The following is a 20,029-nucleotide window of genomic DNA, read 5'->3' as shown; positions in this document are numbered from 1 at the left end:
GGGCGGTGTCGGTCACGGTTGGAGATACTTCCTCATTTCCGCCTTTACTTTCTCCTTTGCAATCGCAACAGATTTCTGTATTGCCGAAGCGGTGCAATGCTCCATAGCGGCGATTTGGTAAAAATTGAACTCATACTCGTAGTAGAGCAGGAAACGCCGCCTTTGTATCTCTGGCAGTCCGTCAACCGCCTTACAGAGCAGTTCTGCCCGTTCTGCCTCAATCATTTGTTCCTCTATGCTCTTAGGCAGCTTCAACGCCCGCCTGTTCAGCGTTTCGTCCCATACTTCCGAAAACTCCCTGTGCCGCTCGTCCCATTGGAGGAGATTCCTGTTCCTGCGTTCCATCTGCCGAAACTCCATAAAGAACTGTTCCGACACTTCCAACTCGTGGGATTTGCCCTGCCCGTCCTTAAAGCTGATAAAATACCTTGTGCCGCTTTCCGTGGATTCCTCCCGAAGCGTGTACGCCTTAACTCTGTATGCCATCCCGCTTGCCTCCTGCAAAAAATAAGTGAGGGGATTTCCATCCCTCACCCAGTAGCCCGCAGGACGGCAGGCTGTTTTAGACGCTATAAAATTTTCGTAGCTTCTTCCGCAGATGGTCTAACCTCGCATAGATGGCACCAGTCGTCAAATGCACGAGCGGGGCAATCTCCTTTGTGGAATACCCCTGCATTTTCAGCAGGACGATTTTCAAGGTACGCCCGTCCACCGCGACTAATACTTGATAGAGATTTTCGCTCTCAATCTCGTCCAGTAACTCCGCAACCGTACCCACTTCCGTCTGCCGCTCCCTGTCTGCCATGTCCTCAAGGTATTCCGCAATGTCATTCGTCCATCGGTAAAACCGCCTGTTGGAATTGAAGTCTGCCCTGTCCGCAATGCGTATCTGCTCAATGGTCGCTTCATCAACGCCGCACTCACGCAGCAGCTTTTCCTCCGCTTCTTTCCAGATACGCCATTTCCTGTCCTCCCGTCCGTGGTTATATGCCATGCTTCTTTTCCTCCAATCAGAATTGATTGAGAGGGCAGAGAAAAACCCCCTCATTTTCCCAAAGGAAAAAACAAGGGGGCTGAACGCCTTAAATTTTAATTTTCTATTATCTTTCTTAGTTTTCTTAGGATTCTGGCTTTGCGTTTGTTCACAACGCTCTGGGTTATGCCGAACCTCGCCCCGACTTCACGCTCAGAAAGTCCGTCAAAAAAGATTGCCTGTATCAATTCCTGTTCACTATCCGACAGCAAAGGCAGGGCGGCTTTCAGCCTGTCCACCATAACCGCATTGACAACGGTTTCCGCAATGTCTGCCGCTTCATCAGCGATAAAGTCTAAAGGCTTCCCCTCGCTGTCCGTAAATCCATCCAGAGAAAGCAGGCTGTTCTTCGTATCTAATTTTTTCAGATAACGCCACCGTTCCTTATCTCGGTAGAAGTCCGTGTATTGCTCCCTCACGACTTCAAGCAGACAGCCTTGAATGGGGATAAACAGCTTGTCCATATAGGTCTGGTCGGATTCCCTGCGGCGGCAGAAATCCGTATAGGACAGTTCCACATATCTGCCGCTTTCCTTGATATATACCTTTCTCGGTGCGTATTTCACTGTAAGTACCTCCCATCTGAATTTTTGAAATGTTCAAAATCCAGATGGAGAGGTGGCGAACGACACCTAACACCACTAATAGCCCTATGGCACTTTCCAACAAAAATCGACAAAAGAAAAACCGCAAAGGCTCTATGACCTTTACGGTTATGGGAAATATTAATTCTGTTGTATGGAGATTGTACTTCTACATTCAAGGCAGGAAGTGCCGTTGCATAGGCAGAAATTTTTTTAACTGGTTTCCTGCCGTTCTCTGATATGCTATGTATTGATAAATTTTGCTTCGTATGAGCAGATAGATAACTGCCCGAAAAAAGGACATAAAAAAATCCCTCCAAATTTAAAAACAAATTCAGAGGGTAATTTAGGGTATAACAAAATAACCCACCCGAATATCGTTTTTTTTATTTGGTGAGTTTGTTCTTTCAAATACGAAACAAAAAGAGCCGATGATTCGTGAATTGTTCCACAATTTCATCGGCTCTGCGTCTTAAGCGTCTGGCTCTTTGATGACAGTTATCTTCAAGTTGTCAACTTTAATCAATCTTTCTTGTCTGCATTTTGGACAATAAAGGGGATAATTCTCCAAAACAGTGTCCTTCCTAATTTTATTACGGGTTTTGTTCCCACAAACAGGACACAATATCCATTCGCATTTCATCATAATTAGTCTCTAATCCTTTCAAATCTCATTTTATATGACTTTTGCAAGCTGTTAAGCTAACTTGTGGAACATATGCCGAACCTTATCTATACGGCTATTCGGGCGGCGGGGTTGGCAAATAAATTTACCAATAGCTGGCTGGTATCCTTTTAACTCTGTCAAGCAGACTCCCTGCCCATTTGTGAAATAAGTTAAATCGTTCCTGTATTCTTGAATACATCTAGCAGGGATTTCTCCTTTCAGAATGACCTCGTCATTCTTTATCTGAGTACTTACAATATCTGCACAATACCTTGGAGCATCATGATACGCCCGTGAGAGATATTCCTGCGGTGCATAAATTTCAAAGTGGAGATATGGCTCTAATAGTTCTGTCCCTGCTTTTTTTAAAGCCTGCTCCAATACGATAGGGGAAAGCAGCCGAAAGTCTGCGGGGGTACTTACAGGACTATAATACAATCCATATTCAAAACAGATTTTACAGTCTGTCACTTTCCATCCATACAGCCCCTGCTCGCAGCCATAAAGAACCCCCTCCATAACCGCATTTTGGAACGATTGATTTAAATATCCAAGTGAAACTCTGCTTTCATACTGCACTCCGCTTCCAATAGGGAGCGGCTCTATGGACAACCCGACAGAAGCCCAGAAAGGATTTGGCGGGACTTCTATGTGGATGGTATATTCTGCTTTTCTAAGCGGTCTTTCCATATATATAACAGTAGGCTCTTTTATTTCTGCCTCCACATGATATTTTTCCTCAAGGATGGCACAAATGACTTCCATCTGCACTTTCCCCAAAAAAGAAAGTATAATCTCATGCGTTGTAGTATCCACATAATATTTTAAAAGAGGGTCGCCATCTGAAATTTCTGTAAGTGCCCCAAGCAATATTTCCCGCTGTTCAGATTTCTTTACTGCAATCGTTGTTTGGAGCATAGGGAGAGGATTTTCAATAAATTTTCTCTGCGGCAACAGTATTCCGTTCCCCAAAATACTGTTTAGCTGCAAAACATCATTTGGTAAAATTACAATATCACCAGAGCAGGCTGTATCGGATGAATATAATTCACCGTTTGTCGGAACACACATCTCTGTGATTTTTATTTTCTCTTTTTCAGATATTCTAATAACATCCCTCAAATGCAATGTTCCGCTATATATACGCACATAAACAAAACGCCGCCTTTTCTCTGAATATTCAATCTTAAAAACCTGCCCGCATAGTTCAGATTGACCTTCAGGCGTTGATGAATAAAATTTACTGGCAATCACTTCTATAAGCTGCCGAATCCCCAGATTGTTTTTAGCGCTTCCGTGATAAACGGGAAATAACGTTCCGTTTTGGAATCTCCTGTTTTCTTCCTGTTCCAGTTCTGACATTTTAAACGGTTTCCCTGACATATATTTCTCTAATAGTTCATCGTTTCCCATAATTACCGCATCCCACTGTTCCATATCGTCATTGTCCGTTACATTTATATGGGGATGCTGCCCAACCTTTTGCTTCACTATAATTTCCGAAGAAAGCTTTGCTTTCATTTCTCGATATACCATTGGCAAATCAATCCCCTCTTGGTCAATTTTATTGATGAAAAAAATTGTCGGAATCTTCATTGTCTGTAGTGCATGAAACAGTATACGGGTCTGTGCCTGTATGCCATCCTTTGCAGAAACTAATAATACTGCTCCGTCTAATACGGATAAAGAACGGTATACTTCCGCCAAAAAATCCATATGGCCTGGCGTATCTATAATGTTGACTTTTACATCCTCCCACTGAAAAGATGTCACTGCTGTCTGGATAGTGATTCCCCTTTGACGCTCCAAATTCATTGTATCTGTCCTTGTTGTGCCTTCATCTACGCTCCCTAGTTCTGCAATTGCACCACTGGTATACAATAAACTTTCCGTTAATGTTGTCTTTCCTGCGTCAACGTGAGCCAGAATGCCTAAGTTAATTATTTTCATGTGATTTTCCTCCTATCAACACCCAAAAAAGGGCATAAAAATACCCAGTGATAAATACTCCTATCACTGGGTAAATAACTCCAATAGCCCCAAAACACTTATATGTTTTCGGGCATATAAAATTACATGATAAAAGTATTCTTAAACTGGGTACAAAAAACTAAGCCCCATATTAAAAGTGAAACGAGACTGCTACTTTTTGTTCCCACTATCAAATTGACAGTTTATTTAAGAATACCTTGCCGCATATTTATTAACTCCTTGTATAATACTGAATCTAATTATATTCCTTAACCCTTTATTTGTCAAGCTGACAAACTAAAGCAGAAAAAGCGGCAGGATTTCCCCCTGCCACTAATCATCTGTTTATGCAAAAATAATTTCCTTTTCCACAATCTCCCTCGCACAAGCCCTTATGTTATTGAGGCATCCTGTCCATTCTAAGGCGTTTTCTGCCTTTAGCTGTTCCGTTATGCCCTGTGCCTGTTTCATACCCTCTATGAGCCTTTCAAAGCGTTCCTGTGCCTGTCTGTTGATGTCGGCAAGGTAGGCGTTTAGCCTGCCGCTTGTAAGAAGATTGGTGTATGTAACTTTACGGTACTGTTTTAGATAATCTAAATGCCGTTGCCCCCAGATGCCTATTGCCTGTTCTTCTTCGGCGGGTACAGTTAAGCACGGTATCAAATAATCCCCTTGCCTTTCGTATTTGCCGCCCAGTTCCTCAAATAATGATTTTGCCATTGTCTGTTACCTCCACATTCTTTTTTATTTTGAATGTCCGCAAAATCCGTCCTACATCCGAAGGTTTCCACGGGCAATCAATGTGATGAGCCGCGACAAGGCGTTTTTGGATATTGGTTCCTGTTCCCATCATGGACGTGCTTCCCAGGAGGATTCGTTTCCTGCCGCTCCTCATGTCTGCAAATAATTCCTCTTTCTGCTTATCACTATGGGCATCATGAATAAATGCAATTTCATCTTCTGGTATTCCTTTCCTGATCAGCTCCTGTTTCAGAAAGTCATATACATTAAATTTCTTGTTTCCTGTGGGCGTGCCAATATCGCAAAAGACAGCTTGTGTCCCCTTAAACTCCTGGGAACCAATGTATTCCTGATAAATATTCTCTGCCGCCTGAAAGAGTTTGCCGTCACCATCTACTTCCGCATCTGGGTCAATCAGCCGGGGATCGGTGCCGAGCAACCTTGCTTCGTTGGTGATCTTGAGCATGTTATCGACCGTTGGATCTACATTCCCTGCTCGTATTGCTTCCGCGCGTTTAGCCAGTTCCTGCATCATGTACTCAACACTCTCAGACGCCACGCTCTCCACAATTTTGTATTTCCCACCTTTTAACTTAGGTACATTCAGGTTCAGCATTGAAGGCAATTGGATATCAGCCACCTCCCGGAACATATTCATAAGCTCCGGCAGATTACAGAATTTATTGAACCGGCTCCGCATTCGGTATCCGCCCTCTGGTGACATTTCAAGCGAAGTGGTAACTTCGCCAAAATTGGCCGCCCAACTGTCAAAATGGTCAATCCCCTTCTCATGTAGTTTCTGTGACTGCAGATACAACTGCATGACATACATTTCACACATGGTATTGGAGATAGGCGTCCCGGTTGCAAGGATAACATTTCTTCCTCCGGTCAGTTCCTGGATATACTGGATCTTTTGGAACATATCCATAGCCCGCTGGGAACCATTGGTGGAAATACCTGCCACATTACGGATTTTTGAAAAGATAGACAGGTTTTTAAACACATGCGCTTCATCTACAAACAATGCATCTATCCCTAACTGTTCAAAATCCAGAACATCATCCTTTTTTGCATCATTTCTCAGACTTAAAATTTGGGATTCCAGATTTTTCCGTTGACGCTCCATATCTTTTATCCCCCATTTAGCCCCCTGCTCCTCCTTCATCTCCGCAATGGCCCCCGAAATTCGTTCCACCTGATTTTCAAGAATTTTCGCACGCCTTTCCGCAGACAGGGGAATCCTCTCAAATTGAGAGTGTCCCAAAATCACGGCATCATAATTATTTGCAGCAATCCTACATGTCAGCTTTCTTCTATTTTCACTTTTAAAATCTTCTTTCGATGTCACAAGTAGATTGGCACTGGGATATAAGTGCAGGAATTCTGCCGCCATCTGCCCCACAAGATGATTCGGTACGACAATCATTGCTTTATGCATCAGCTTCAGCCGTTTCAACTCCATACAGATAGCCGCAATTTCATAGGTTTTTCCAGCCCCAACCGCATGGGCCAGCAAAGTGCTTCCATGCAGTGCCCGGTCTACAACATTCCGTTGATGGTCCCGCATATTTATTTCCGGATTCATACCGGGGAACGATAAATAAGAACCGTCATAAACCCGCAGACGGTTATCATTGAAGTTCTGATTGTAAAAATCCACATATTTTTTTCTACGCTGCGGATCTTTCCATATCCACTCCTTAAAAGCATCTTTTATGAGGGTTGCCTTTTCCCTTGCCAGAGTTGTTTCTTTCTGATTTACTACATACCGTTCACTGTCCCCAACTTCAATCTTATCTTTGACGGTAATTACATTCTGGTTCAGTAACGCCTCTATGATGGAATATGCATCAATCCTTTTTGTTCCATATGTCTGGCTTGCCGCCACAGAAGAATAGTCGCTGGATTTATTAGTAACCTTGTAAGACATAGTATATCGGTTTAACTGTACCTTGATTGCATAAGTCCCGTCTCTGTACTGATCCGGCGTATTCAGCGTCTCATAGATAAATGCCTCATAATCTTCCTGATCAATCCAAGAGGTTCCCAACTTTACGCCGATTTCCGTTGCCGTCAAATCTTCCGGCTGCACCGCTTTCAGGGCTTCTACATTTGCCAAATAGACGGGATTATCTTTTGCATACACTTCTGCAGCCTTTAGTTTATTCCGAACCGGACCGCTCAAATACTCACTTGCCGTTTCCCATCCCTGATTAGGATTCCCATCAGCCGCTTTGACTGGGTTTAAGAATACCTGCCCTTTTAATTCCTGCAGGAGCCGTTCCCGTTCTACCGGATAGACACTCAGCATATAGGGGATATGTACCTTCCCATATTCCGCCAGGCTGACTTTCAACGCGTCCATGGCTGTATCCACCTTCTTAACTATGGAAACTGGCGCAATAGTCTGTTTATAAAAGATATCCGCCTTCTTTATATTCTTGTTTTCATCTTCCGTTTCCAGGCTGCATAACAGATAGTAGTCATTGTCCTCCCGGAATGCTAACTTGTTGGCACGGCTGGACAGATATCCATACTTCTTTACATAAGGATCATAAATCTTATTTAGCTTTTCCTGTGCCTCAACAAGTTGATCTGTACTGCACCCATGTGTCTGAATATCAATCAGGTATCTGACCGACTGCCGGATAGCATGCATTCCAAGGATACGATTCCGTTGCGTCTCGTTTCCCGACCATCTCACCATGATATCATTATCCCGGTAATAGATTTCTCCCTCTATGACTGTATATGTGTTATTTGCCACATCTAAGAGGGCCGGCATGGTATTGGGAAGTTCTTCCTTGCTGTTTACATCAGGGAGCAGCGTTTTTTCCTCTACCGGACAATAATCGGCTGATAGAAAAGAAATAGCATGATTCAAATCTTCTTCAAGATTAAAATTTTCCTCATCTTCTACGATCAGTTCTGTATAATTAGAGTTTTGACCATAGGTATGCCTGTCAAAAGCCATCTTTCCCAGCATCATTTCCGGATGGTTCATATAATACTCATTGACCGGCACCCCATCATCGGTATAGGTGATGTTCATCCATTCCTCTGATTTATTTGTGGACAGTACACTTCCCTTCTTTTGAAGGAAGATAATGTCAGATGTCACTTCTGCTCCCGCGTCCTTTTTGAAGGCAATCCCTGGCAGACGTACCGCGCCGATAAAGTCTGCACGCTCCGCCAAGTATTTTCGTATCGTGGAATTGGCTTTATCCATGGTGAATTTTGTTGTGACAACCGCAATGATTCCTCCAGGGCGAAGCAGGTCCATGGATTTTGCCAAAAAATAATCGTGAATACGGAAACCATACTTTTTATATTCAGGATCAAAAATTTTGTACGCGCCGAAAGGAACATTTCCCACGATGACATCAAAGCTGTCCTTTTCAAACTTTGTCTTTTCAAATCCTTTGACTTCAATTGCGGCATGAGGGTGAAGCTGTTTTGCAATCCTTCCACTGATACTGTCCAATTCCACTCCATAAAGACGGGAATCCCGCATATCTTCCGGCAGGACACTATAAAAGTTCCCGACGCCCATACTGGGTTCCAAGATGGAACCATTTGTGAACCCAAACTGCTCCAATGCTTTATAGATTGACTTAGCGACAACGGGCGGCGTGTAAAATGCGGAATTAATACTTCCCCTGGCCTGCTCATATTCTTCCTCTGTCAACAGCGTCTGCAGTTCCTGATACTCGTTTGTCCAGTTTGGACTCTTAGGATTGAATACATTAGCAAGACCTCCCCATCCTATGTATTTGGCGAGGATATCCTGTTCCTCTGGTGTAGCCGGGCGGGAGGACTGTTCCAGTTCCTTTAACAGACGGATTGCTGCGACATTACTCTTATACTTTGTCTTGTCACCGGAAGGGAATTCCCATCCATCAGGGTAAAAAAAATCCGAAACCTGAATGACGTTTTGGTTTCGGTTACTCATTTCCTTATATAATAGGAAGGTTTCTTCCGGACATAGGGCAAATTCTTCTTTGCGTGCCGCTTCATATTCCCCCGGTGGCAGGTACTCTCCCACATCAATGGCTGCCTGGATTGCACGCGATACTTCCTGCATGGTAAAAGCCCCATGTCCTTCATTTTCTCCATTCACAAGGCGGAATTCAACGACTCCACTTTCACCATACGTGTAATGGATCAATCCCCAGCTTGTATTTAGCGCAGACTTTCCATAGTCCTGCTTAGACTGAACTTTCAAAATTTTTGAAAGAAATTCCTGTTTTTCCTTTTCCCCTGCCTGTTCAAAGAACCTTTGAATCAATGGTTTGGAGGGAATCAATGCCATGGAATGAAGGGCATATGCATTTGCAGCCTCTTCAAATACTGCCTTTAACCGTTCACTTCTTCCATCAGCCTGGGTCTCCTGTATTTCTTCTCCTGTATCCTCTGTTCTTTTGTCATCTTTCTCAATTACGGTATCCGCACTTAAATATGGTATTGTTACTGCCGGTGTCTCGCCGGCCTGTTCTAATAACCCCTGGTATTGGGACGCCAGATTTTGAAACCAGGGAATTCTTTTAATTTCCTCTACAGAGAAATCCTGGCTGGATTCAGGATATTGATCTAATTCGATTATCCGGGCCAGAATGTCCCGGATCACACGCCACGGATAGGTCTGCACCTTATTACCGTCAAAAGAACAAGAAATCTCTCCAGCATGGAAGGTCAGTGTTGAGGTAAATATCCAATCCACATCTGAACCAAGCAGGGAAAGGAAACTCTGCCGTATAAATTCGGTTTCCTGCTGGGGCAGTAAGTTTATGGTCATTACATCATAAATCATGTCAAATACTATCCTGCCATCTGCCGTTTCCAGGAAATTTTCTACTGTTTCGGCCAATGATTCCGGTATTTCCACGTCCTTTTTTATTGGCTGATAGTATTCCCCGCTTTCGATTAATAATAGGATTTCTTCTGCCACTATCTTAAATGGAAGATACCCACTTAGATACTGCCTCTGCTCATGCCAGTATAACTGGATTCCCGTATTATCTGTCTCATATTCAAATTCAAGTCCCTCACCAGTAATAATGGTGTCTCCACCTTCGTAAATCTGATAAAGAAATTCAACACGCTCCTCTATCCCTTCATTTAACTCAAAGAAATCATAGATCTTTTTCTTTAGGATAGGTTCCAGTGCGCCTGCTAATACCACTTCTCTGCATAATTCATCTGTCACTTCTACAGGCACTGGTTCAACAGAAAAAGAAGGAACCGCAACAGCAGTTCCTTCCTCTATATCAGTATCTATTACCTCGGCTTGCAGATTACTTCCTGCATCACGGTTTCCTGAGCTATCATCGCTGCTTCGTTTCGAAGTCTGGTCATCTCCATCGTATCCGCCGGATTGATGTTCCTCTCCACCGCTTTTATCCTCACGTAGTCCTCCACGATCTGGTCGTGCAGCTCCCACGCTTCCGCCTCTATCTGTTTCAGCAGCTCCGGCAGTTTGCCCGTCCGCAGCAACAGGCTGTACCGGCTTTCCTCCTTCTCCAGCAGGTATTCCTGTGCCAGCTTCGCGTATCTGCCCAGCGTCTCCAGCCCTTCCGCCTGTTGGCTCCCTGTCTCCAGCATCGGGTACAGCAGCCCGTCCTTTTCTTTCCTGTAATTCAGTTCTACCATCTTGATTTCTCCTTTCATCTTCCCGGATCTCTTTCGCAATCTCTGCAAATCTCCGCAACGTCCTCTCTGCAATATCCGATATGAGGATACCTATTTTGGATAGTATCACCTCTTCCTGGTAGTTTGTTATTGCAGACAGTCCTGTATCAAAAGTATCAATCCCGCATCGCCTTAATACCAAGTATGCGGTGCTCTGCAGGATGAATTCTTCAACTGGTGACATTTGTTTATCGTCCAATTCATCCTTGCTGGTAAGAACTGCTATTTCATGAATCCTGTCGTTTTCCTCTTCCATTATAGCACGTACATATGTTCTCGTAAAGTTTTTTATTGCTATCCTGAAATTATTTTCTTCCTGATATTGTTCTGGAAATAGCCTCTTTGCAAAAGCAGGAGCATTTTCTTCATTGATTTCCCATATCCAAGGCATAACCCTTCCGCCGGTGCTTTTGATATCATAGACATACTGCGCACCTCCCAGCATCTCAATGGGAAATGTTGCGATTCCAATCTCACCGCCCCTGACATAACGCTTTGCTTTCTTCCAGTCTGAAAATCCCAGGAGGATTTCTGCCTCCGGGTATTGTTCGTAAATGATACATGTATTCAAAAAGTCAAAACGATATAAATTCCCCCTGGCAGAAAACTCCAGATATTTTCTCCACTGTTCACCGTCACGCGAGATATCAAAAATTGCAATATCATACAAATCTGATACCTTCATGGTGTGCTGATCCATAGGTTCACCTTCTTTCCCGGTCTGCCATAGTAAATAAACTCATCTGTTCCATTTTGGGTTCTATTTTCTCTGGGCTGCTTTCAATAATCTGTCTGTATTTTTTAAAATCAGGTATCTCACGGTGCCTTCTCATAATGACAAAATCCTGGTTCCTGATTGCATCCTCCAATTCCCTTACATTTCTTAATGCATTTCTGATTTCAAGCCCATTATCCATTTTAGGACTTAGTTCCAGTCCGCATAAATACTGATAGTCCACATCGTCCCTACATTGACGGAAGATACCAACGGCTGCCCAATAAATCTTTTCCGCCTGTACCATAAAATGTTCCGGCAGCTTCTCCGGTGTCTTTCGGTGGTAAATTTCTGGAAATTCCCCTGCCTCCTTCATATCATACTTCGCGCTAATGATATGGTTTCTTAACAGGTTCATATTTTGCCCGTCAGTATAATAAGGATCACTGCCTCCACTTAATAGTTCCTTGTCCCAGCGGCAAAAAGAGTCTTCCAGTCTTTCTTTTAATGTTTCCCTACTCATCTCCCACCCATATTCCGCGGCTTTTCCCGATGGATACCCACCATTGACAAGGTTACACCCCGCAGGTCGCTGTAATCCAATACATAACCACTTTTTGCGTCCGAATAATTGTCATGTGCCTCTGATAAGGATGATTCCATGCTCTGTGCCCTGACCGTCACTATTTTACTTAATGTTTCGGTTATGCGGATATCATAATCCTGTTCTTTGGTATCGCTTATATAAACAACTTGCTTCTCCCCACATTCTTCTATCCCAAAACGCCCACTCAATTCTTCCAGTAATGTATCTGCAGGCTTCCCTAGCATATCTCTGGATTTTATTTCTGGTATATAGAATTTACCATCATCACACTGGAAAAATGGGATTTTCTCTCCATCCTTTTCTACTCCCAAGACTAGCTGCCTGTTTATCATACCTTCCTGCAGACCGTCCAGAAACGCCTCCCGTGCCTCCCACAGCCCCATCCAGGCTTTATACAGTATTACATGGTATTCCCCTTTCATCCTGACCTTTTCAAGATAATAAAAATTGTCCTCCATATAGTCAGACATTGGCATTCTCCTTTCAAAAAGGCAGTCTTGCCGACTGCCCTCAATTTTTTCTTCATTTCTTATTGATTTCTTCTTTTCATTTACAGCATGTTTATCCCTCCTCAGTTTCATTACCTTTAAATTACATTACGATTAGAACTTCAAAGCAAATTTGTATGCTGATGCTACCGACATGGCCTTCCATACAAACCGATGTTAGACGGAACCAATGGCCGGTAAACCACGCCATATGCTGTCCCTCGTGCGTCCACCTGCATCCCATTTCCTACATAAATCGCCACATGCCCAATAGACATAAATTCCCCCGCATTTGTATCACGGGAATGGAAGATCAAATCTCCTGGCCGTAGTTCATTTTCACTAACCTGTAGACCATTGTCTACAATATACTGTCCCTGTGTTGATGCAACGGATGGAAGGTTTATACCAAATTCTGCATATAACCTCTGTACCAGAGAACTGCAGTCATAATATCCTTCCTCATACCGCAAATCCTGGCTATACTGGCAGCCAACCTTATCTAACGCCGCAAGTGCCACCTGCTCGCCAATGCCGCTTGCAGGCATACTGTGCAGGAATTCGTCACTCATGACCTCACGCAGCAACTTCTCCTGACTGGGTGTCAGTTTGCCAAGTTCAATATAATCTTCATAGGTAAGGTTGTACACATATAATGAGGTGTGTGTTACTTCCACCGTGTTGCTGCCATTGGAATCAGCCAAAAATACCTCCATATCCTGATGTCCAAAATTCTGGGCTGTCCCATGGTCTCCAAAATACATATCAAAGTCTACACCATAACGGTCAAAATCTCCGGTATCCTCCACCACATATTCCTTTCCGCCTGCTATGATATGTGTCCCCATAGGAAGCGTGGGATTATAAGCATCAACGGCCAGGGTGTGGTCTGCTTTCGGCATGACGCCGCTTGCCGTAGGACCTCCCGACCATTGGCCACAGCAGATAGAACAGTTGCAATAACCACTGAATGTCATGATTCCAAGGCTTTCACCGGCCCGGATCGTATCTGTCACTGTCTCAGATGCAAAGTGGTTCATTTCATCAAAAATCTCCTTTAAGTGCTTTTTATTCTTATCACTCATGACGGTTGAGAAATTTCCCTGCCCGGTTCCATAACGCACCATATATACCATCATCACATCGGTAAAATTGCTACGAGCCACGCCACTCTGCATATTTTTGTAGGTTACATCCTCATCACTGTCTTCTTCCGCCGCCCTTACTTCCTCGTTAAATTCCCGGTAATACTCCGATAATACGCTTTGTACCGTATCCCCTTCCTGTAATGGTGGTAGAAAGAGAGCCAAAGGGGTGTTATACAGGATTACAATAATCAGGACAAAGGGCAAGGCAATCGTAACCAGCCCTCCCAATAACGGCCCCAACAGCCCCAGAAGATACAAAACAAGCTGTTTGACAACCAATCCAGCCCTCATGACGGCGATATCTTTTGCGGCTTTTGCAAAACTGTCCTTTTGTTCCTCACCGCTTAGCTTGTTCACCATGAAAGCATACATGCGCCTCCGGATAGCTTTTTTCATCCGGGTATTTTCCTGTTCCTTTTTTACCCTTCCTCGTCTTACTTCATTCTTTGAGGATATCTTCTCATCTTTTTTTCTGGTCTTTAATGTATCCCGGTCCTCTCCCGGCATTTGTTGACTTTGAAATCTGTCCTCAGACTTCTGGTCCACTGCTTCAGACCCTCGCTCCGTTCGTGTGAGGGTCACGGTATCTTTAAATCCAAAATCATAATCTTTCCGTTTAATATCCGGCCCGGAAACATTGTCTAAGTGAAACTTAGGATCTTTGCTGGCTTTTTGCTTCTGCTTTTCCCGGACAAAGTTCTCTTTTGGTTTCTCCTTACTCTTCCGCACTCCATCATCTTCAAAATCTGCGTTCTTCTCACTTCCAGCCAAATATCTGGGATAAGTTTCTTCCCTTGATTCCTGGCGTGATTCCTGACCTGACTTCTTTTTCTCTTGTCTGGGTTTCCTGTCTGTATTTTTATAATCCAGGGAACTCTCTTTCTTTCCTGGCTGCTTTCTAAACCCTGATACAGAATTCGCTGCAAGAACCGCACTTTTCTTATCTTCTTGTTCCTTCGGCTCTGATACAGGATGAATCTCCGTGGACTTCATGTGGATCTTTTTATCCGATAATGAGGCTTTTTCATCTATACCCCCGGAAACAATCTTTTTTCCAAGAAGTCCCGATGCAGAACTTTTTTCAGTTCCCAGGTAATTATGCGTTTGTAATTTTACTTCTGCGTCTGCCTTCAGCTTTATCTGTGCTTCTTTTTTACTTTTAAATCGGTTGTCAATGATTCGTATTCCTCCCTTCAGCTATTGCTCATATCTTTTTCACCTGATAATAGAGGCTTTCAAAGTGGAATCCTTTTACACCCTTTATTGCAGGACTGCAGAAACCAAAAGGAAGCTGATAATGTGGATCATACTTTTCTTTCAACATTTTGTATGCTTCCTCTGCCGACACATCCAGTTCCATGTATTCCGTTCCGTCAGGCATATACTTATCACTGAAAAGGACTACTTCTTCTAAAGTTCCTTTCTCAATCAGTTCACTAACTTCCTCCGGAGTAAGTAAAGTTCCACACTTCTCATATACTTCATCCTTGAGTTTCCGAAAATTGTATAACTCCCTGTCTTCCAGCATCATATAATCCCGTTCAAACAGGACGGCGATCTGATTTGGAAACACAATAGCCTCCACATTCATTTCCCTGCAGGCTGTCCGCGCTTCCCTTTCGGAACGGAATCGGTATTCTCTCGGTATTTCGATTTCAACCTCCCACTCATACAATTGAAATCCAATACTGAATCCAAATCTCATATTCTCAACCCACCTTTCTGCAAAAAACGGCTGCAAATTTTCGCAGCCGTTTTTCCAATAAAAAAAGTGGCCACTAGAAGCAACCACTTTTTCTTGTAATACATTCTTCAATTTTTATTTATCCACAGACCGTTTTCCAGACAGCCACAACGTACTGGTGCGCCTGTATTTTATCTCCTATAGAACATTTTTATCCTTTAAATATCTTTCAATCTCACCGATAAACTCCTTTGCCTTTTCAATCTGCTCCTCTGCGTCTTGCCTTGAGGCAATGAAAAAATCCGAGTAATCCGATTGTTCACGCATGATAGAGGCATTTTTGATTATTTTAGAAGTCTCCTTCGCAAAAATCCCAGTTTTCACGAAATTTTGGTTAAAATACGCAATCACGCCGCTATGTTTACTGGAATCAAATCCTTCCAGTGCTGTAATGGCACGCATGGCATGAAAAATAGAATAGTAGGAACGGTTCAGCGATGGTTTATACATACCGCCTGACAACATTTCTTTTGCCGCAGCTAAATCCTCTAACGCACGCTGGTAACGGTACTTTGCTAATGTCTCTAAGCTGCCCACAGTACCACCCCTTCTTCCTTCACGTTCTTATAGAATGGTAAAGTATCCTCCCACTCCAAAAAGTTTTTATAGTCAATATACAGAATGGAAAAGACCTGATCATATTCCAAATCCATATCCACCGCCAGGTCCACCATACGGTCATGCATCTCTTTTGTTTCTTTTCCGTTCAGTAGAACTGCTATATCAATATCCGATTCCTTTGTATTGGTTTTACGGGCAAATGAACCATATAGTAAAATACTTACCAATTTATCACCGTAAATATCACGCAGGCCCTTTACCAGCCTGTCAAACATTTCCTTATTCTTATCCACGCCGATTCCCTCCTGTCTTATCTTTTATATGGATATTGTACCGTATTTTTTGCTTTTATTCAATGCATATATGAAAGCCTGTTATCTGGCCTGCTTTCGCTCCTTTGGATTTTGTACCCCGTGCTGTACCGGTTCAATAATCTTCACTTCCGGCATCAGTCGTTTGATATCCTCAATTGCTTTCTGTACCAATGGGCTGTCACGATAATATGGGATAGAGTTGATAATATCCACATCCAGCCGGTTTGCTGACACCAGATCAAACTCACCGGAATAGATAGAATCATCGTCCTTGATTGTGAATCCAATCCCATTCCCCATGCACGCCATTTCTTCCGGGAGATTCCTGTATCGTTTCACAGCTTGTTCCAGGCTCCTGCACTGATACACTTTCCCCAACGAGGGAAACTCCATACATTCCGCCACGTAAAATGATATTGTGGGAATCGGCTTCTTTCCATACTCTACTCCGTTTTCTGCAGCTATTTCATTATATATTTTCTTCCCATCGGGCATCATATTCGCCTCCTTCATACTTAAATAGGTTTCCTTTCCTAATATAACGTGGTCTAACACAGTGATACCAATCAGTTCTCCACAAGCCACAAGCCTTTTAGTCATTAAAACGTCCTGTTTGGAAGGTGTGCAGTCCCCTGATGGGTGATTATGCATTAATATAACACTGGCCGCATTGGAAAGGATACTGGCTTTAAAGATTTCCCTCGGGGAGAGTATGCAGCTATTTAGTGTCCCCATGCTGGCTATATTTACGTTGATCACCTGCCCATTGGTCTTCAGGTTAAGGACGAAAAATAATTCCCTGTCAACAGAATCGAATTCCTTTAATAAGAGTTGGACTGCATCATTCGGATTTTGGATTTTATCCTCACTGTATATGGGTGGATCATCAACCAGACGAATACTTACCATTTTCAGCCCATTTGCCTTCATCCGCACCCCTCCTATCTATCACCAGTAACTCACCATCTTCAATACAGTTTATACGCATAGTAAGTTCGCTCTGTGTCAGTATTTCCACATTATTGTTATCCTGGCTATCCATCTATCTTTTTGCCTCCTTATGTGTTTGTATCTGTGTGCTACCGTATATTTTGTCCAGATACTTTTCTGCCGCTTCATCTATGGAAGAGTGAATATGGCGAGACACAGCAGAATACAGACTCAAACTGCCCTCGAAGGAATCTCCCCAATCGCGCCCATCGCGCACGGCCGACAATATTAAATCTGCTCTACTGGGTGGTATATCCGGATCAAAGTAAAGTTTATCCTCTAAGTACCCTATTTTGTTGTCACTCACAAATTTCTCCATAGCATCAAACTTTTGTTCCCAATCCCGTAAAGTTTCCATATTAAGAAGCTGCTTAGAGAAAAGTGGAATACTGCCATACTGTCTGACTGCCATGTACAGCCAGTCCATCTTTTCATTTTCTATGCGTATCACTTCAAATTCATCCCTTCCAGCCTCATTCTTCAGTATTTTTCGTTTCCTACCATATACCTGGCTTACGAAGGGATAGTCGTGCGAATTAAGGCCGCGGTAACACAATCTGTCAAAATCCGGGTCTGCAAGTTCAACCGTTGCAACTACACTGGCTTTGACTTCCTCAAAACGATCATGTTTCAAATCATCCAGATTAACAGATATCCATCTGCTTCTGTTTCCTGTCTTCAAAACCCTACACTCTATTGGAGGGAATAACTTTTGTACCCCGTTTACTTTCATTTCAGGCATGATGTTTATCTTCCTTTCCCATGTCCAGCCAATTTCATCTTTTCTTCCATACTGTCAGGAACTTTACTATCCCGTCCGGCTCTGTTATCCAAAGCCCTCTGCGTAAAACCGTCCAATGATTTCTGCATATTTTCTGTGTGCCCCGCCATACTTTTCACAATTTTCCCACAAAATTCTATGGCTTGCCTGATCTTTGCCACAATACCCTTATCGTAGTCATACTCAAAAACATCCGCTGCATCTTTCCCCATAAGAAGATTTTTAGCATTTTTCCGGTGTCCCTTCGCTGCGCTAAGTTCCATCCCAATATCCCCCATGGTCCGTGCTCCATCTTCCAGGTTTTTGGCAGATTGTTCCAGATGCTCATGAATTACCGACAGCGCCCTGCCTGCTTTTGATTTATCAATAAACGTGTATAGTGCCTGTTCTCCATAATACTTTACATGCCTCTTTACATGCCCCACTGCCTGTTTAATGCCTTCCGATACCTCATTTCTTAAAGCTCCCAGCCATACTTTCGCTGCGTGCACTCTATCTCCGGACGCCTTCACAAAATTGTCTATTTTAGCTTTCAGGGTTTTATCATTTAATTCGTCTAACTGCCCGCGCAGATACAGCAGTTCGTCCTGCATATCCTCAAAATACTTTTCCATCTGGTTAAAATACTGTAAAAAATCCTCCAGGTTCTGCGCCTGCGCGTCCATGCGGTTTTCCTCCATCATGGCAAACATTTCTTTTAAATGCGGCTGTTCCCCCAAGGGAACATTCAACGATACCTCCATCATAGCTGCCTCCTGTTATCTCTTTTTTTCTGATTTTCCTGAAATACTGCTTACCTTTTCCTTTTTATCCCGATTCTCTGCTTCAATCATACGTTCATTTATTTTTGCATCGTTAAAACACTCAAAGATTGCATCCAGGTCAATATCTTCCGGTTCAAGGACCTGGTAAGAGTTTACGAGGAAAAAAGCATGTTCGGATATCAAATCATAATCGGATTTTGGAATTGATGTTATCTCAAATTCATACTGTAACAGCTCCAAACAGGCGTTGAAAAGCTGTTCTGCCAGTGAATCCCCACGCTTATACAAAAGAGGGATTTCCGGATTCTCCTGCCAGGTCCGCACACTCCGCAGGATACAGTCCAATGTTTCTGTATTGCAGGACCATGTATCCGCTTCTTCTATCTTTCCCTTCTCGCAATGTTCTGGCACAACGGGTTCTGGATCTTCCAATGTTCCTTCGACAATCATCTGTAAAATATCCTTTCCTGTCCCTCCAGCCTTAAGGACCCGTGCCGCTGCCCGCATCTCATATGGATACAAGCACAATTTCTCTTGTGATAAATTCAGGACCTTAATCGCCGTTTCCTTGCTAAACTCAGACTGAATAGCAGAAAAAACATGATAATAGGAATCCAACCACTTCTCTACCGCTTTATTTTGCGGCAGTTCCCTAAAACCAGCATACTGCCCCATGGCAACACAGTCCTCCGCCCATTTCACCCAGGTCCTAAGTTCCCCGTCTGTTTGCAGTTCCAGCAGATGCTTTACTACTAACACAAAGATATCTCTATTCAACGATGTTCCTCCAATCTTTCTACCTCGTCTTTGGTGGTTTTTTATTTGCCTTTGTCTGCTCTGGTTTTGCCATTCCATTGATGGAGCAGTATCTCTCTACTCCTGCCCTGTCAAATTCCTCCAGGCGTTTAAGGTCAAACGCCACCTTATAATAACTTTCCATGCCCGAATAACCCATTTCCAGAAGCACCTTTCCAAGTTTGTGCTTTTTAATAAAGTCCAGTTTGCTTTTACTGGCAAAGGCGTCAATGTATGCCTCATTTCTTTCGACAGGCATATGAGCCAGATTGATGGTCAGATCAGCAAAAGATTCCTCATATCCCTCCTCCATATGGGTAAGACCGATATACAGTCTGTTGTCATAACGATAGGCATCAACTTCAAGCATCAGCTCCTCATGCCCAAATTCCCAATCATAACCCAATGTTTTTTTCTCTTCTTCCATTTCCTTAC

21 protein-coding genes are annotated in these 20,029 nt (G+C 43.2%); all 21 read right to left on the bottom strand.

Translation table 11 applies throughout. From position 1 onward, the window contains the following. Positions 1-12: 12 nt before the first annotated feature. Positions 13-486, bottom strand: coding sequence for an RNA polymerase sigma factor (locus ANCC_RS01460; protein ID WP_002596254.1), 474 nt, complete (start codon positions 484-486; stop codon positions 13-15). A 76-nt stretch (positions 487-562) separates the two neighbouring features. Beyond that, positions 563-994 (bottom strand): RNA polymerase sigma factor, encoded by a 432-nt coding sequence (locus tag ANCC_RS01455; RefSeq protein WP_002596253.1) that lies wholly within the window; start codon positions 992-994, stop codon positions 563-565. Positions 995-1,089: 95 nt separating this feature from the next. Then, positions 1,090-1,599: a sigma-70 family RNA polymerase sigma factor gene (locus ANCC_RS01450; RefSeq protein WP_002596252.1), complete on the bottom strand. Its 510-nt coding sequence runs from the start codon at positions 1,597-1,599 to the stop codon at positions 1,090-1,092. A 490-nt stretch (positions 1,600-2,089) separates the two neighbouring features. Then, positions 2,090-2,260, bottom strand: a complete 171-nt coding sequence (locus tag ANCC_RS01445) for a cysteine-rich KTR domain-containing protein (RefSeq protein ID WP_224783670.1) — start codon at positions 2,258-2,260, stop codon at positions 2,090-2,092. 54 nt (positions 2,261-2,314) lie between these two features. Further along, positions 2,315-4,234, bottom strand: coding sequence for a tetracycline resistance ribosomal protection protein Tet(O) (gene tet(O) / locus ANCC_RS01440; RefSeq protein WP_002596250.1), 1,920 nt, complete (start codon positions 4,232-4,234; stop codon positions 2,315-2,317). 366 nt (positions 4,235-4,600) lie between these two features. Further along, on the bottom strand, positions 4,601-4,975 hold the full coding sequence (locus tag ANCC_RS01435) for a TnpV protein (RefSeq protein ID WP_001129922.1): 375 nt from the start codon (positions 4,973-4,975) through the stop codon (positions 4,601-4,603). Continuing rightward, a complete protein-coding gene (locus ANCC_RS18055) occupies positions 4,956-8,513 on the bottom strand; it encodes a DEAD/DEAH box helicase family protein (RefSeq protein ID WP_412107877.1) in 3,558 nt (1,185 codons plus the stop codon). The genes ANCC_RS01435 and ANCC_RS18055 overlap by 20 nt, the downstream gene beginning before the upstream one ends. A gap of 1,763 nt (positions 8,514-10,276) precedes the next feature. Continuing rightward, positions 10,277-10,600 carry a TnpV protein gene (locus tag ANCC_RS18050; protein ID WP_353626790.1) on the bottom strand — a complete coding sequence of 108 codons (324 nt, stop codon included), beginning with the start codon at positions 10,598-10,600 and terminating at the stop codon, positions 10,277-10,279. Between the two features lie 381 nt (positions 10,601-10,981). Next, complete coding sequence (locus tag ANCC_RS18045; protein WP_270560904.1) at positions 10,982-11,113, bottom strand: hypothetical protein; 132 nt, start codon at positions 11,111-11,113, stop codon at positions 10,982-10,984. A gap of 278 nt (positions 11,114-11,391) precedes the next feature. After that, complete coding sequence (locus ANCC_RS01425) at positions 11,392-11,925, bottom strand: hypothetical protein (protein WP_006567777.1); 534 nt, start codon at positions 11,923-11,925, stop codon at positions 11,392-11,394. Then, entirely contained in the window at positions 11,922-12,479 is a 558-nt protein-coding gene (locus ANCC_RS01420; RefSeq protein WP_233458273.1) for a DpnD/PcfM family protein, read from the bottom strand. The genes ANCC_RS01425 and ANCC_RS01420 overlap by 4 nt, the downstream gene beginning before the upstream one ends. A gap of 164 nt (positions 12,480-12,643) precedes the next feature. Beyond that, positions 12,644-14,638: a C40 family peptidase gene (locus ANCC_RS01415; RefSeq protein WP_006567779.1), complete on the bottom strand. Its 1,995-nt coding sequence runs from the start codon at positions 14,636-14,638 to the stop codon at positions 12,644-12,646. Between the two features lie 211 nt (positions 14,639-14,849). Further along, entirely contained in the window at positions 14,850-15,350 is a 501-nt protein-coding gene (locus ANCC_RS01410) for a hypothetical protein (RefSeq protein ID WP_233458274.1), read from the bottom strand. A 177-nt stretch (positions 15,351-15,527) separates the two neighbouring features. Next, positions 15,528-15,926, bottom strand: a complete 399-nt coding sequence (locus ANCC_RS01405) for a HEPN domain-containing protein (RefSeq protein WP_006567781.1) — start codon at positions 15,924-15,926, stop codon at positions 15,528-15,530. Next, complete coding sequence (locus tag ANCC_RS01400) at positions 15,914-16,243, bottom strand: nucleotidyltransferase domain-containing protein (protein WP_006567782.1); 330 nt, start codon at positions 16,241-16,243, stop codon at positions 15,914-15,916. Before ANCC_RS01400 ends, ANCC_RS01405 begins: the two co-directional genes overlap by 13 nt. Positions 16,244-16,324: 81 nt before the next feature. Further along, the gene (locus ANCC_RS01395) at positions 16,325-17,194 is read right to left on the bottom strand and encodes a JAB domain-containing protein (RefSeq protein ID WP_024739150.1); all 870 of its coding nucleotides are present in this window, start codon (positions 17,192-17,194) and stop codon (positions 16,325-16,327) included. Next, positions 17,151-17,306: a hypothetical protein gene (locus ANCC_RS01390; RefSeq protein WP_006567784.1), complete on the bottom strand. Its 156-nt coding sequence runs from the start codon at positions 17,304-17,306 to the stop codon at positions 17,151-17,153. Before ANCC_RS01390 ends, ANCC_RS01395 begins: the two co-directional genes overlap by 44 nt. Further along, the gene (locus ANCC_RS01385; RefSeq protein ID WP_006567785.1) at positions 17,307-17,996 is read right to left on the bottom strand and encodes a hypothetical protein; all 690 of its coding nucleotides are present in this window, start codon (positions 17,994-17,996) and stop codon (positions 17,307-17,309) included. A gap of 5 nt (positions 17,997-18,001) precedes the next feature. Beyond that, positions 18,002-18,781: a DUF6674 family protein gene (locus ANCC_RS01380; protein ID WP_006567786.1), complete on the bottom strand. Its 780-nt coding sequence runs from the start codon at positions 18,779-18,781 to the stop codon at positions 18,002-18,004. Positions 18,782-18,793: 12 nt separating this feature from the next. Next, on the bottom strand, positions 18,794-19,576 hold the full coding sequence (locus ANCC_RS01375) for a hypothetical protein (protein WP_024739151.1): 783 nt from the start codon (positions 19,574-19,576) through the stop codon (positions 18,794-18,796). Between the two features lie 19 nt (positions 19,577-19,595). Beyond that, positions 19,596-20,021, bottom strand: coding sequence for a DUF4313 domain-containing protein (locus ANCC_RS01370; protein ID WP_233458275.1), 426 nt, complete (start codon positions 20,019-20,021; stop codon positions 19,596-19,598). Between the last annotated feature and the right edge of the window lie 8 nt (positions 20,022-20,029).

Origin of the sequence: Anaerostipes caccae L1-92 (assembly GCF_014467075.1) — a bacterium.
GTDB classification, from domain to species: Bacteria; Bacillota; Clostridia; order Lachnospirales; family Lachnospiraceae; genus Anaerostipes; species Anaerostipes caccae.
The sequence above is the reverse complement of the archived record's forward strand: the minus strand, read 5'-3'. Positions and strand labels throughout refer to the sequence as shown.